This window comes from Pseudorhodobacter sp. W20_MBD10_FR17, assembly GCF_052119765.1.
In the GTDB taxonomy this organism is placed as follows: Bacteria; Pseudomonadota; Alphaproteobacteria; order Rhodobacterales; family Rhodobacteraceae; genus Pseudorhodobacter.
Window position 1 is genome coordinate 152,664 of the sequence record NZ_JBGQOQ010000006.1, and the last position, 14,613, is coordinate 167,276.

The 14,613-nt window shown below is 57.7% G+C and carries 11 protein-coding genes and 1 pseudogene; 4 read left to right on the forward strand and 8 right to left on the reverse strand.

Annotated features, from left to right (window positions below):
• The first annotated feature begins 4 nt into the window (after nt 1-4).
• Complete coding sequence (mfd, locus tag ACEN2J_RS06175) at nt 5-3,442, forward strand: transcription-repair coupling factor (RefSeq protein WP_442104138.1); 3,438 nt, start codon at nt 5-7, stop codon at nt 3,440-3,442.
• Between the two features lie 26 nt (nt 3,443-3,468).
• Here mfd and ACEN2J_RS06180 read toward each other — a convergent pair.
• The 3 genes and pseudogenes from ACEN2J_RS06180 to ACEN2J_RS06190 all read right to left on the reverse strand — a co-directional run.
• Nucleotides 3,469-4,722, reverse strand: a pseudogene (locus ACEN2J_RS06180) (multidrug effflux MFS transporter); the annotation flags it as partial.
• A gap of 248 nt (nt 4,723-4,970) precedes the next feature.
• Nucleotides 4,971-5,615 (reverse strand): DsbA family oxidoreductase, encoded by a 645-nt coding sequence (locus ACEN2J_RS06185; RefSeq protein ID WP_442104140.1) that lies wholly within the window; start codon nt 5,613-5,615, stop codon nt 4,971-4,973.
• Entirely contained in the window at nt 5,612-7,141 is a 1,530-nt protein-coding gene (locus ACEN2J_RS06190; RefSeq protein WP_442104141.1) for a class I adenylate-forming enzyme family protein, read from the reverse strand. Before ACEN2J_RS06190 ends, ACEN2J_RS06185 begins: the two co-directional genes overlap by 4 nt.
• 86 nt (nt 7,142-7,227) lie before the next feature.
• Here ACEN2J_RS06190 and ACEN2J_RS06195 point away from each other — a divergent pair, with 86 nt between their 5' ends.
• Nucleotides 7,228-7,848: a helix-turn-helix domain-containing protein gene (locus ACEN2J_RS06195; protein ID WP_442104142.1), complete on the forward strand. Its 621-nt coding sequence runs from the start codon at nt 7,228-7,230 to the stop codon at nt 7,846-7,848.
• A gap of 130 nt (nt 7,849-7,978) precedes the next feature.
• Here ACEN2J_RS06195 and ACEN2J_RS06200 read toward each other — a convergent pair whose 3' ends face one another.
• Nucleotides 7,979-8,629: a cation transporter gene (locus ACEN2J_RS06200; protein ID WP_442104144.1), complete on the reverse strand. Its 651-nt coding sequence runs from the start codon at nt 8,627-8,629 to the stop codon at nt 7,979-7,981.
• A gap of 81 nt (nt 8,630-8,710) precedes the next feature.
• Between ACEN2J_RS06200 and ACEN2J_RS06205 the strand changes: the two genes are divergently transcribed.
• Nucleotides 8,711-9,172: a MerR family transcriptional regulator gene (locus ACEN2J_RS06205; RefSeq protein ID WP_442104146.1), complete on the forward strand. Its 462-nt coding sequence runs from the start codon at nt 8,711-8,713 to the stop codon at nt 9,170-9,172.
• Here the strand turns inward: ACEN2J_RS06205 and ACEN2J_RS06210 are convergent.
• The 4 genes from ACEN2J_RS06210 to ACEN2J_RS06225 form a co-directional block, all read right to left on the reverse strand.
• On the reverse strand, nt 9,149-9,538 hold the full coding sequence (locus ACEN2J_RS06210) for a diacylglycerol kinase (protein ID WP_442104148.1): 390 nt from the start codon (nt 9,536-9,538) through the stop codon (nt 9,149-9,151). The genes ACEN2J_RS06205 and ACEN2J_RS06210 overlap by 24 nt on opposite strands.
• Nucleotides 9,528-11,159 (reverse strand): phosphoethanolamine transferase, encoded by a 1,632-nt coding sequence (locus tag ACEN2J_RS06215; RefSeq protein WP_442104149.1) that lies wholly within the window; start codon nt 11,157-11,159, stop codon nt 9,528-9,530. Before ACEN2J_RS06215 ends, ACEN2J_RS06210 begins: the two co-directional genes overlap by 11 nt.
• 111 nt (nt 11,160-11,270) lie before the next feature.
• Nucleotides 11,271-11,402 carry an entericidin A/B family lipoprotein gene (locus ACEN2J_RS06220; protein WP_442104150.1) on the reverse strand — a complete coding sequence of 44 codons (132 nt, stop codon included), beginning with the start codon at nt 11,400-11,402 and terminating at the stop codon, nt 11,271-11,273.
• Nucleotides 11,403-11,458: 56 nt separating this feature from the next.
• Entirely contained in the window at nt 11,459-13,273 is a 1,815-nt protein-coding gene (locus tag ACEN2J_RS06225) for an extracellular solute-binding protein (protein ID WP_442104152.1), read from the reverse strand.
• 424 nt (nt 13,274-13,697) lie between these two features.
• Here ACEN2J_RS06225 and ACEN2J_RS06230 point away from each other — a divergent pair, with 424 nt between their 5' ends.
• Complete coding sequence (locus ACEN2J_RS06230; protein WP_442104154.1) at nt 13,698-14,471, forward strand: 3-hydroxybutyrate dehydrogenase; 774 nt, start codon at nt 13,698-13,700, stop codon at nt 14,469-14,471.
• Nucleotides 14,472-14,613 lie beyond the last annotated feature (142 nt).

Here is a 14,613-nt window from a genome sequence, read left to right on the forward strand (position 1 = left end):
TCTGATGGCAAACCCACCGATCATACTGGGCGGCGCGCCCGAGGGTTTTGACGCACAGTTGCTGGCGCGGGAATTGGCGCGCGGTGTGCCGGTAATCCATGTCGCACGAGATGACAAACGCCTAGAGGCGATGCGCGAGGCGCTGGCCGTGATGGCACCCGGCGTTGTAGTGTTGGAACTGCCTGCGTGGGATTGCTTGCCCTATGATCGGGTATCGCCCAACCCTGATATCATCTCGCGGCGGATGGCGACTTTGGCCGCACTGGCGCATGGGGTGCCGGGGCCGTTTGTGCTGCTGACCACGCTGAATGCCGCGACCCAGCGGATGCCCGCGGCCCAAGTGTTGCGCGATGCGTCGTTTTCGGCGACCGTCGGCCACCGGATGAACGAAGAGGCGCTGCGCAATTTCCTGACGCGCATGGGGTTCACGCCCAGCCCAACCGTGGCCGAGCCGGGCGACTATGCCATTCGCGGCGGGATTATTGATATTTATCCACCGGGTCTGGGGGGGCCTGTGCGGCTTGATCTGTTTGGCGATGTGCTGGACGGCGCGCGGCGGTTTGACCCTGAAACCCAGCGCACCACGGAAAAACTGAAAGCGGTCGAATTTGCGCCCGTGTCCGAGGTGATCTTGGACGAGGCGGCGATTGCGCGGTTTCGCCAGAACTACCGCGTAGAATTTGGCGCAGGCGGGTCCGAGGATCCGCTGTATGAGGCGGTAAGCGCAGGCCGCAAGCATCAAGGGATGGAGCATTGGCTGCCGTTTTTCCATGCCGCGATGGAAACGGTGTTTGACTATATCCCCAATGCCGCCGTGATGCTGGACGATCAGGTCACGCCGATGCGGCTGGCGCGGTGGGAAAGCATCGACGACCAATATGATGCACGGGCCGAGTCGATGCGCGCCAAGGGCAGGATGGATACGGTTTACAAACCAGCAGCGCCGGGGTTGCTCTATCTGGACGATGCGGCATGGGGTGCTGCTTTGGCCGAGGTGCGCGTCGTCCAACTGTCGCCCCTTGCGCAATCACCGGGGCCGGGAGTTTTGGATGCCGGCGGGCGGATGGGGCGCAGCTTTGCGCCAGAACGTCAGCAGGAAAATATCAGTCTTTTTAATGCCTTGGCGGATCATGTTAAAGTGTTGCGCATAGCGGGCAATGTGGTCATTGCGTCATGGTCCGAAGGGGCGCGCGAACGGTTGCGGGGGCTGATCACCGATCAAGGCATCGAAGGCGCGGTTGAGGTTTCGGATATACGTGAGGTAAAGGGCAAGGGCGGCTTGTTCTTGATGATCTGGCCGTTAGAGGCGGGCTTTACGGCCCCAGATCTGGCGGTGATTTCCGAGCAAGACGTGCTGGGCGACCGCCTTGTGTCCAAGCCAAAACACAAGCGCAAAGCCGATAACTTCCTGCGCAACGCCGACACCCTTAGCCCCGGCGATTTGGTTGTGCATGTTGAACATGGCGTCGGGCGCTATCACGGGCTGGAAATGATCACGGCCCTTGGCGCGCCGCACGAATGCCTGAGCATTGAATATGCCGAGAATGCCAAGCTTTACCTACCTGTTGAAAACATTGAACTTCTAAGTCGCTATGGCCATGAAGAAGGGCTGCTCGACCGGCTTGGCGGCGGCGCATGGCAGGCCAAGAAGGCAAAGCTGAAGGCGCGTATCCGTGAGATTGCGGAACGCCTGATGCGGATCGCAGCAGAGCGGCATTTGCGCAAAGCGCCGGTGCTAGATGCCCCACATTCGATGTGGGAGGCCTTTGCCGCGCGGTTCCCCTATACCGAAACCGAGGATCAGCTGACCGCGATTGGCGATGTGATTGCGGATTTAGAGGCAGGCCGTCCGATGGACCGGTTGGTCGTGGGAGATGTCGGGTTTGGTAAAACCGAAGTTGCAATGCGGGCGGCCTTTGTCGCGGCCCTGTCGGGGATGCAGGTTGCGGTGATTGCACCGACAACATTGTTGGCACGGCAACACTATCGCAGCTTTGTGGAACGGTTTCGCGGATTTCCAATTAACATCAAGCCATTGTCGCGGTTTGTTAGTGCAAAGGATGCAGCAGGTACGCGGGCAGGGTTGTCTGATGGTACAGTGGATATCGTCGTGGGCACACATGCTGTGCTTGCCAAAGCAATCAAGTTTAAGAACGTCGGCTTGTTAGTCATTGATGAAGAACAACATTTCGGCGTTGGACACAAAGAGCGGCTTAAGGAAATGCGGTCAGATGTGCATGTGCTGACGTTAACAGCGACGCCTATTCCACGCACATTGCAGCTGTCGCTGACGGGTGTGCGCGACCTGTCGATCATCGCCACGCCGCCGGTGGACCGTTTGGCCATTCGGACCTATGTGTCTGAATTTGATACGGTAACGATCCGCGAAGCGTTGCTGCGCGAACGCTATCGTGGGGGACAGTCTTTCTTTGTCGTGCCGCGTATTTCTGACCTGCCATTTGTCGAAGATTTCCTGAAAACCCATGTACCGGAGGTGACCTATATAGTGGGTCACGGGCAGTTGGCGGCTGGTGATCTTGATCAGAGGATGAACAATTTTTATGATGGAAAACAAGATGTTCTGGTCGCTACCTCAATCGTAGAGTCAGGTTTGGATATTCCGACGGCCAACACGATGATCGTGCACCGTGCTGATATGTTCGGGCTTAGCCAGCTCTACCAAATCCGCGGCCGTGTTGGGCGCGCGAAAACGCGGGCCTATTGCTATTTGACCACCAAGCCGCGCGTGCCGTTGACGCCGCAGGCGATGAAACGGTTGCGGTTGCTGGGCAGCTTGGACAGTCTGGGTGCCGGCTTCAATTTAGCCAGCCATGACTTGGACTTACGCGGCGCAGGTAACCTGTTGGGTGAGGAGCAATCCGGCCATATCAAAGAGGTCGGCTATGAGCTGTACCAAAGCATGCTGGAAGAGACGATTTCCAAGCTGCGATCTGGTGAAATTTCGGGGCTGGCCGAGGTTGATGACCAATGGGCACCGAATATCAATTTGGGCGTTCCAGTATTGATTCCAGAGGTTTACGTGCCAGACCTCGACCTGCGTTTGGGGCTGTATCGGAGGCTTTCTGGCCTTGCGACCAAGGTCGAACTGGAAGGTTTTGCTGCCGAGCTGATCGACCGGTTTGGCCCGCTGCCCAAAGAAGTGAACACGTTGATGCTGGTCGTGCGTATCAAGGCGATGTGCAAACGCGCAGGTATTGCCAAGCTTGATGCAGGGCCAAAGGGCGCTACGGTGCAGTTTCACAACGATAAATTCGCCAACCCTGCGGGGCTGGTGGATTTCATCAAAACGCAGGCGGGGGCGCGGGTTTCAGGCAATAAAATCGTGCTTGTGCAGGATTGGAAAACCGAGGGCGAACGGATCAAGGGTGCCTTCGCGATTGCTAAAGCTTTGGCCGAGAAGCTGTTGGAACTAAAGAAATAACGCGCCCTCGGATGGGCGCGTTTTCATTACGATTTGTCACGCGGGATGGATAGCATTAGCGCCAATGCAAGCACCGCCATCACCGCGATACCAGACACCAGCGGCACATAGCTGCCGTTGAAGGCAAGGCCCAGCGGTGCCGCGATCAACACTGCCAACACGGTAGAAATAGAGCCCGCAACCGATGCCGCCATGCCCGCGATATGGCCGACCGGCTCAAGCGCCAGCGCGTTCAGGTTGCCCAAGGTCAGGCCTGCCATTGCAAAAACGCTGATCATCCAAATGATGAACGCTGCAAAAGCAAGCGCCTGTGGCAGCAGGTCAGTGACCGTAAGGGCCAGCATGGCCGTTGAGACGACGAGCTGCCCAATCAGCGTGGCGGTGATAAGGTAGCGCATCCCCAGCCTGCCGACGAGGGCTGCATTGGTGGGGCTTGCCAGCCCTGCACAGAGTGCGACCAGCGCGAACCAGAGCGGGAAGGTTTCAGCGCGACCGAACTGCACGTCGATGACGGGTTGTGCCGAGGACAGCATAGCAAAAAGTGCGCCCAGAACAAGGGTTTGCACCAAGATTGTGGTGACAATGGTACGGTGCGACAGCACCTCGCGCAGGGCCGCAATTAAGGGGGTGGCTCGGAACGGACGGCGGCTTTCGGGCGTCAAGGTTTCGGGTTGGCGAACCATCAGCCATGCCAACGAGAGGCTTGCGAACAAGATGAAGGTGATAAAAATCGCACGCCAGCCAAAGGCCGCGATAATACCGCTGGCCGCCAAGGGGGCCACAGCGGGGACAAGGGTGAAAATCATCATCGCAAAGCTGACCACGCGGGCCATTTCGCGCCCCTTATAAAGGTCGCGCACCAGCGCCAGCGACACGACGCGCGGGGCGGCAACACCCAACCCTTGGACCACGCGGGCCAGCAGCATGGTTTCCAATGTCGGCGCAAAATAGGCGGCTACGGCGGCGACACAATACAGCATAACCCCCAGAAAGATGATGCGGCGGCGGCCAAAACTGTCGGAGAGCGGGCCCGCGACCAGCGTACCAACCCCCATGCCAAGCACAAAGCTGGTCAGGATAAGTTGGGCATTGTTCGGCACATCTGGTGTTAACTCGGCCGCGATTGCGGGCAAGGCGGGCAACATGCTGTCGATGGAAAACGCGATGGTGGCAAAGAGCATCGCGATCATTGCGATAAATTCGACTTGGCCGATGCGTTGGGTGGGGTGGGTATTCACGAGGGGGTAAGCCTTTGTTTTTTTTTGCGCCAGAGCACGGCGGCGGCAGCGATAATCGCGATTTCAAGACATGCCACGGGGTGCAGCAAAAAGGTCAGAACCCAGCGGGAGTGCGCGGGCGGAACGGTGATCAGGTGAAAGAACCTGTCAGGCCAAGGCCACGCCCACAGAATATCACCCGCAACGGTAGCAAGGACAAGGTGCAAAAACACCGCAGCCACAAAACCCCCAACAGGCCACAGCCATGTCCCCTTGGCCTAGCAAATAGCCCGAGTGGACATGGGCAAGGATCATGCCTCGGACGCGATGGTTTCCAGCAATTCGTCGATGACCTGTTGCCATGTTTTCACCGGCTGCGCGCCGGCCATCATGTATTGCTGTGCAATCAGAAAGGCGGGCACGCCGGTAACACCTTTTTGGCGGGCATCACTGTCGCGGGCTATAATTTCGGCGCGGTCGGCATCGGTGGCAAGCAAACGCTCGGTGGCCCCGGCGTCCATGCCGCAGGCTTGGGCTATATCGACCAGCGTATCCGTGCTGCCAATATCGCGGCCATCTTTGAAATAGGCGCGAAAGAGTGCGGCGATCACAGCGTTTTGCTGCCCTTCAAGCCCCGCCCAATGGATCAGGCGGTGTGCGTTCAAGGTGTTGGGGGTGCGCTGAATGGCGGCAAAGTCGATATCAATGCCAGCGGCGATTGCGGCCTCGGCGATGCGGCCATACACCTCAACCGCTTGCTTTTTGCCGCCGAATTTGCCCTCAAGATAGGCGCGGCGATCCATGCCTTGTGCGGGCATCTCGGGGTTCAGCTGAAAGGGGTGCCATTCCACGCTGAACGGGTGGTCGGGGCGGCTTTCCAGCGCGCGGTCAAGCAGGGTTTTGCCGATATAGCACCACGGGCAGATCGGGTCGGAAAAGATATCAAGGCGGATCATTGGACATCCAAGGTTTGGGAAAGGAGAAGGCGCAAAGCGCGGCGATTGAGTTTGCCATTCGCATTGCGAGGCAAAGTTGCGCGATGATAAAACGCGCGGGGTTGTTTATAGCGGGCAAGACTGGTTGCGGCATGGGCGGCGAGCGCCGCGTCGGACAAAGCAGTGGGCGCAGCATAGACCAGCGCGATTATGGTGGCGCCTTGCTTTACCTCAAGTTCAATCGCGGCACAGTCAGTGATGCCGGGAAAGCTGGCCATTGCGGCCTCGACCTCTAGGGGCGACACGCGAAAGCCGCCCGCGTTCATCATATCATCCTTGCGGCCAAGATAGGTAATCGCACCATCCGCAGCCATCTGTCCGGTATCGCCGGTCAGATACCAATCACCGGCAAAGCGCGCGTTTGTGGCGGCCTCGTCGCCATAATAGCCCAAGAATAGGCCGGGGTCTCGGCGGTCTACGGCCAAAATACCGGGGGTACCGATGGGGGTGGGTTGGCCGATGTCATCCAGCAGCGCGATGTGGCGGCCCGGTTGCGCATAGCCGGTGCTGCCTGTGGGCGCAGGGCGGCTGGGGCTGCCGGAAATGAAGGTTGAGATTTCGGACATGCCGAACGCCTCAAATATCGGGGTGCCGGTGGCAGCAGTCCATCTGTCGCGGGTGGTTTTCGGCAGCGCCTCACCCGCCGAAAGCCCGTGGCGCAGGTGGGGCATTGCGGGCAAAGACTGGCGCAGCATTTGGCGGTAGACACCGGGGGCCGCAGCAAAAATCGTGGCCTTTGCGCGCGCCAGCAGGGCGGGCAATTCTGCGGCCTGAGTGTTGGGCGCAGGGATAAGGGCTGTGGCGCCGACGGTCCAAGGGTCCATCAGGCCAGTGCCCAAAGTATAGGTCCAGTTGAACGCCCCCGCATGCAGCAGCCGGTCATCGGGCACCAGCCCGTACCAGCCTTGCAGCATCATCGCGCGGCCCAGAATGGCGCGGTGGGCATGGGCCACGGCCTGCGGCTGGCCGCCCGTGCCTGAGGTAAAGATGATATAGGCAAGCCGGTTCGGATCGCCCAGCGCAAAGGGCTTTGGCGGCAGGCTGTGCATATCGGCCAGCCTTGAGGCTGGCAAAACAGGGCAGGGCGGCGCTGTGGGGATAGGGACATCTGCATCCGCCACAATCAGCGCAGGTGTAACCAACTGGCACAGCTTTGCCACCTCTGGGCCTGTCAGCATGGCCGAAGTCGGCACAGGGATCAGCCCCGCCGCTATGGACGCCAAGAACAGCACTGGAAATTCGACGCTATTGCCCAGCCGCATCAAGACACGGTCGCCGGGGTGCAACCCTTGGGCCAGCAGCCCACTTGCCACGCCTCGTACTGCACGGGCAATTTGGGCATAGGTCCAAACTTCGGTATCATCTGCGTGCAGCAGCTCTAACGCGGGCTTGTCCGGTTGGTCAGAGGCTTGCGCCAAGACATGCGCCGCCATGTTAAAACTGGCGGGCAAGGCAGGAAAGGATGGGGCTATGGTTTCCGAAAGCATAGGATCTTGCTAAACCGCGTCCGGCGGCGTTGCAAGGTCGGGCCTGCCCGCGTATTGCAAACTTATCAGGTCTTAGGGACAAAAAGATGAGCGAAGGTGAAAAACTGATCCGCATTGCCCGCGATGGCCAGCGCGACGCCACCCCTGTTACGCAGCTTGACCTTGGCGCGCGGGTCCGCGAGCTGCGCAAAGCGCGTGGCTGGACATTGGAACAGGCGGCGACAGAGGCGGGGCTTGCACGCTCGACCCTCTCCAAAATCGAAAACGGGCAAATGTCGCCCACCTATGAGGCACTGAAAAAGCTGGCAGGCGGTTTGGCGATTTCGGTGCCGCAGCTCTTTACGCCGCCAAGTCGCCATCAGGTGATGGGCCGCATGGCCGTGACCAAGCAAGGCCAAGGCCAAGCGCACCCCACGACCACCTATGAGCACGAACTGCTCGCTGCAGGGCTGGTGCAAAAGACCATGTTACCCTACCGCGCCACGATCCGTGCGCGCAGCTTTGATGACTTTGACGGCTGGGTGCGCCATGACGGCGAAGAGTTCCTCTATGTCCTCACCGGCGTCGTGCGCCTGTTTACCGAATTCTACGAGGCCGTCGATCTGCGCCGTGGCGACAGTGCCTATTACGATGCATCCATGGGCCACAATCTTGTCAGCCTGTCCGAAGACGACGCAACCGTGCTTTGGGTAACCTCCCTTACCTGAGGCGTCTCGCATCAAGGGCAATATGAAATGCTTGCCCTCCATCATCTGTTCACAAATATCCTGGGGGGAATGGCCTTCAGGCCAGGGGGGCAACGCCCCCGCGTCCGTTCCCCCGCAAACCATTTTCCCGTCAATGCGTATGATTATGGCCGAGATCTGTTTCACACAGATCCTCGGCCCCACGCTCAGCCCAGGCCTGCCGCAAGATTTGCGCGGCAGATGTCAGGAACAGCCCCGCCATAATTCCCGCCACAATCACATCCGGCCAACCGGTGTTGCTGCCCCAAACCGCCATCGCAGCAATCATTACGGCGATATTGCCAATCGCATCATTGCGTGAACACAGCCAGACTGATCTCACATTGGCATCGCCATCCTTATAGGCCATCAGCAGCGCTACCGACGCAAGGTTCGCCAGCAATGCCATAAACCCAATTGCCCCCATCACCGGCGCCTCGGGCAGGCCCATTGCAAACGCCGCATAAACCGTGCTGCCAAACACCCAAAGCCCCATCGCCAACAGTGACAGCCCCTTTAGCATCGCCACCTTGCTGCGCGTGGCCAGTGGCGCGCCAATCACGGCAAGGGATAGACCATAAGTCAAAGCATCGGCAAAGAAATCCAGCGCGTCGGCTTGCAGTGCTTGGGAAGCGGCCAACCGGCCCGCAATCATTTCGACCCCGAACATGCCCCCGTTAATTGCGATGACCGCCCAGAGGCGGCGTTTGTAATCGGGTGAAAGCCCGTCGAATTTGGCGTCATGGTCACAGCAGCCCGACATTGTATCCTCTTTTCTTTCTTATAGAATCGTCCTAGTCCTCTTTCTAATTGCTCCAGTCACTAGAGGTTCAAGGGGTATTTCATGCTTTCGATCGGAAAACTTGCCGAACAAACCGGCGTTAAAGTGCCAACAATCCGCTATTACGAAAGTATCGGGCTGTTGGACGAACCGGGACGCAATGCGGGCAACCAGCGGCGCTATGGCGCGGCGGCGTTGGAGCGGTTGGCGTTTATCCACCATGCGCGCGCGCTGGGGTTCTCATTGGATGATATTCGCGCGTTGATCGCGATGAGCGCGCATCCCGAGCAGCCTTGTGATGCAATGAACCAGATTGCGCGCGACCAGTTGAATGCTACACGGGCGCGGATTGCACAGTTGCAGCGACTAGAGGCCGAGTTGAGCCGGATTGTGACAGAATGCAATGCTGATGATGGTGCGGTGGGTGCCTGTTCGGTGCTGGCCGCCCTTGGCGATCACGGGAAATGTGCAGGCCCGCATTCGGGGCCTGCACCATCGGCGTTACCCGTAAAAAGCACACAGTAAAACATAGGCCACAAACACACCATTGGCCCAAAGCAGCGCCATAACCGCAAGCGAGCCGAGGTCTTTGGCATCCCGCGCGGCCTCGGACCAATGGGGTGATATGTGATCGACCATCACCTCAATCGCCGTGTTCAGCGCCTCAACCGCGATCAGGACAAACCACAAGATCAAGAACACGCCATAGGCCCAAAGCGGGGCCGCACTGGCCCAAAACAGCACTGCTATCACGGGCAGGCCCAGTGCCTCATGCCGAAAAGCGGTTTCGCCCCACAGGCGGCGAATGCCTGCGACAGAATAGCCGGCGGCGGCAAAAAGGTGGCGAATGCCAGTGATGCGGTCCGGTTTTGGTTTGGGCTCAGTTGGCATTGAGGCAAGGTCCGATCAAGTCAAGGTTCGGGTCGATCACGCTGGTCTCTACGCCTGCAAGGCTTAGCACGCTGCTGAACATATTGTCATGGCTGATCTCTTTATCCGCCTCGTTCGCCACGCAGTCGCGCTGAAGGCGGAAAGCATCGGCAAAGTTTTGCGGGATCCATGTCAGCATCGGCACGCGGGTTTGAAACTCGGGTGCGATGAAATAGGGCGCGCCATGCAGATAGAGGCCATTTTCCCCCAGCGACTCGCCGTGATCCGAAACATAGAACAGCGCAGCTGTGGCCTTATCCTGAGCTGCCAGAATATCGATAAAGCTGGCCAGAATATGGTCGGTATAAACCACCGTGTTATCATAGGCGTTGGTGATTTCCTCAATCGAGCAGGATTTCAGCTCGCCTGTTTGGCAGGTCGGGGTGAAATGCTCATACTCTTTGGGATAACGCAGGTAATAAGACGGGCCGTGGCTGCCGATCATATGCAGGACCAACACAGTATTTTGCGTGATGCTGTCGGCATAGTCTTTCAGCTTATCAAGGAAAATCCCGTCATTGCACTCGCCATCAGCGCAATAGCGTGGGTCGGTCGAGGTGATGATGCTTTCCATGGTTTGACGCTTGGCGATGCCTTTGTCGCCGGTGTTATTGTCCCACCATTCGACATGATACCCAGCGCGGGCCAAAACATCGAGCATGTTTTCGGTGCTGACACCTTTGTCATAGCTATAATCGGCGCGGCCATATGTGGAAAACATGCACGGCAAGGAGACGGCCGTGGCCGTGCCGCAAGACGAGACATTGGGGAAATAGGTAATGTCACGCTTGGCCAGCTCGGGGTTGGTCAGCCTTTCATAGCCGCCCAAGCTCCAGTTCTGTGCGCGCGACGTTTCACCAGGGACGACAACAATCAGCACCGGCTTGGTTTGGGCGGCCAGCGTTGCCGAGGGTTTTGCGTCGGTGCCAAAAGCTTGCAGTGGCAGCGCTTGGGCCTTTTGCAACATACGGGCATAGCGCAGGGTGCCGGCCAGCGGCGCGCCGGGCTGATAGCTTGCCATCAGCTCTTTCTTGGCGCGAATAACCACCGAGAACGTGGCAAAATGCGAGAGCAGCAGGCCAACGCACAAAACGACAGACAGGGCGGCCATGACGCCCCAGTTGATAGCAGCCCGCAGCGGTGCGGCACGACGGAGTTTGACCCAAAACACCAAGATCGCAGGTAAAACGCCAGCCCAAAGCACATGGATGATAAAGGCAGGAGTGATCAGGTGTTTGGATTCCGTCACTGTGGTGGTGATCGCGTTCTGGATCATCTCACGGTCAATGGTCGCGCCCAACACGTCTTGGTAATAGGATGTGATCGCCCCGAGTATCAGCAAAAACGCCAGCACCGGCTTTTGCAGCCAACGCACCGCAAAAAGCGTAATTATAAGCAACGTCAGCGCAAAAACCGCGCCGCCAAAGACTGCCACGGTCAGCGGGATCTCAAATATTGAAATGCTGCGCTGCCAGAACGTATCATTATGCACTGCCATGATAAACGCGGCGACCAGCACGTTTAGAACTGTGGGCGACAGTGTGGGGCGCCAAGACTGAAATTTTTGCAGGAAATTTAGCACGGGATATGACCTTTCAGCAGGGCTTGTACCATTAGACGCGAGGCATATGGCGTTCGCTCTGATTGCTCAAGCGCACTTTAGTCGCACCTAGCTTAAAAAGTCGCGCTTTTATTAAAACAATTGTGATGCGCGGTTCGAGGCCGAAGAGATATCGCGCCCGATGCCATCAATCGTGCCGCAAGCCGTCAGGCCAGCCAACAGAGTTAGAGCTATCAAGGTGCGCAAGGGAAAGCGTTTTGTCATGTGCCTGTCCGTGTTTCTTAAATTGGCCCCGCAGGGTAAGCTGCGGGGCAAAAGCATTACTGTTCGAACCACCATACATCAGGTTGAAAGCCGGGCCAATCGCCGTAAATTGGCAGATTTGAAGGGTATTTCAAACCTTTTACATGGGCCAGCCGCGAGAATTTAGAATACCAGAACGGCACGACATAGCGGCCTGCGGTTAAAATACGGTCCAGCGCATGGGTGGCGGCGATAAAATCCTCTTGGGATTTGGCGTTCAACAGAGTGTCGATCATCGCTTCGGCGGCGGGCACGTTCATGCCCATCAGGTTGCGGCTGCCCGGCTCGGTCACACCTGCAGCGCCCCAATAGAAAGTTTGCTCATTCCCGGGTGATAGCGACATGTTGCGGATCATATGGGTCATGTCAAAATCATAGGCATTGGTGCGCTCGGTCATCTGGGCGCTGTCGATGGTGGTTAGGGTGGCGGTGATGCCAAGGGGTTTGAGCGCCTCGATATACATATTGGCAATGGTGACAACCTCGGCGGCGCCATTGGTCAGCAGGATGTCAAAGGTAAAGGCTTTGCCGTCGGCGTTTTTCAAGGTGCCGGTGGCATCGGCAGTCCAGCCCGCGTCCTCTAGCAGTTTTTTGGCGGCGCGGATGTTTTTGCGGTTGGTGGCACCATCTGCGACGGGCAGGGCGTACCCCTCTATCACGCCGGGGATCAGATCGGCAACAAAGGGTTGCAGCAGCTCAAGCTCGCGTCCTGTGGCAGGCACGCCCGGTGCCATACCCAGAACCGAGTTTGAGAAATATGATTGAATACGCGGGGCCGTGCCGCCGGTGACGGTGGTGTTGATCTGTTCAAAGTTGAAAGCAAGGATCAGCGCCTCACGCACCCGCCAATCGGCAAATTGCGCCCGCCGCGTGTTCATCACAAAACCGTCGATGCCCGAAGGGCGGGAATGCGGGATTTCGGATTTCACAATATCGCCCGACAGAACTGCGGGGAAAGCATATTGCGCATCCCATTTGGCGGCGTTGGTTTCGCGGTAGCTGGTGATCTCGCCGGCTTTGAACGCCTCAAACACCACGCCGTCATCGCCAAAGTAATCGTAGCGCACCTCATCAAGGTTTTGGCGGCCTTTGTTAAAGGGCAAATCGCGGCCCCACCAGTTCGGATTTTTGACAAAGGAAATGAAACGACCGGTTTCATATTTGCCGATGGTATAGGGGCCGCTGCCGATGGGGGCCTCGAGAGTCGATTCCGTGAAATCCTTGCCCTCCCATTGTGCCTTTTGCAAAACGGGGCGCAGGCCCATGATCAGGGGCAGTTCGCGGTCTGGTGTGTTAAAGGTGAACTTAACCGACCGCGGGCCGGTAATTTCGGCGCTGGCGATCTTGGTCCATGAATTCAGGTAGCGCGGGTGGCCTTTGGTGCCGAGGGTTTGAAACGACCACAGCACATCTTCGGCTGTCACGGGGCTGCCATCGGAAAACTTGGCCTCCTCGCGCAGGGTGAATTCGACGTAGGTGCGGGCCTCATCGGTATCAACCGATTCGGCTAACAGCCCGTAAAGTGTGAAGGGTTCGTCATAAGAACGGCCCAAAAGCGTTTCGGTGGTCAGGCCGGTTTGGCCCCAAGGCGCGCGCCCTTTCAAGATGAAAGGGTTCAGCGAATCGAAGCTGCCCGATTCGCCAAAGACAATGCGCCCGCCAGCAGGCGCATCGGGGTTCGCGTAAGGGAGCGACACAAAATCAGGTGGAAGTGCAGGTTCACCATACATAGCTATGGCATGTTTTGGGCTGGCAAAGGCGGGAATCGCTGTTGCACACAGTAAAAACACGGCTGTTGCTGTGCGAAATGTCGCGAAAATTTGATGTTTCATACCGTTGCTATTCCCAATGACCCAATGTTTCTTGCGGCCGACACTACGTCTGGTTTTGTTAACTTTCAAACTTTTTACTTGGCCCCCAGCAAGTTAACGCGTATAAAGTATTCACTGCTCGATAGGTTTCTTGCCTGTATGAAACCTGCCTCAATAACTTAACGCCAGCTTCGCGCTGGCGTTTTTTTTGGTTTGGCGCGACGGACTTGCCCGGTTTTATATCCGGAACCTCAATGGCCATGGCTAACAAAGCAGCCGTTAGCCAAAGGGCCCATATGTTGGCGCACCCAACATGAAGCCGCGCAGCCCTTGGTGGCCAAGATCGGGTTTTTGTGGGGTCACTTTACCTTGTGCTAGGCGAAGAAGGCTCGATTTTGCGATTGGTTTGCGCTAATGCTGCAGGTGCATATATGGAGAACAGCCAATGTCACTTGCCGGAAAAACAGCCGTTGTTACAGGGTCGAACTCGGGGATTGGGTTGGGCGTTGCCCATGAACTGGCGCGTGCGGGGGCGGATGTAGTGATCAACTCATTCACCGACCGGCCCGAAGATCATGCTTTGGCAGCCGAGATTGCGGCAGAGCATGGGGTTAAGGTGCGTTATATTCAGGCCGATATGTCGGATGCTGCGGCTTGCCGGGCGCTGATTGCGGCGGCGGGCGCCTGTGATATTTTGGTAAATAACGCGGGCATCCAACATGTCGCCGCGATTGAAGAATTTCCGATTGATAAGTGGAATGCCATTTTGGCGATTAACCTGTCGTCGGCATTTCACACGACTGCGGTCGCGTTGCCCATGATGCGGGCCAAAGGCTGGGGCCGGGTGGTCAATGTGGCCTCGGCGCATGGATTGACGGCAAGCCCCTATAAGTCGGCCTATGTTGCGGCCAAACACGGGGTCGTTGGCTTTTCCAAAGTCACTGCCTTGGAAACAGCGGGAGAAGGCATCACCTGCAACGCGGTTTGCCCCGGTTATGTGCTGACCCCATTGGTCGAAGCACAGATTCCCGACCAAATGAAAAAGCACGGAATGGACCGGGACACGGTCATAAAAGAGGTGATGCTGGAGCGCCAGCCAAGCCGCCAGTTTGCAACGACAGCACAGATCGGTGGGACGGTTGCGTTCCTATGTTCGCCCGCCGCCGATCAGATTACTGGCACGACGATTTCAGTTGATGGTGGCTGGACAGCCTTGTGAACCAGCTGAACAGGGCGGCGACGGTTCGGGTGAACCTAGCGCTGCAAGGTGGCGGTGCGCATGGGCTTGAAGTTACCCACAAGTCGTGTGGCAAATTGATTCACCCACAAGATTTGGTCTTGCTCCAGAAAACCCTATTGTG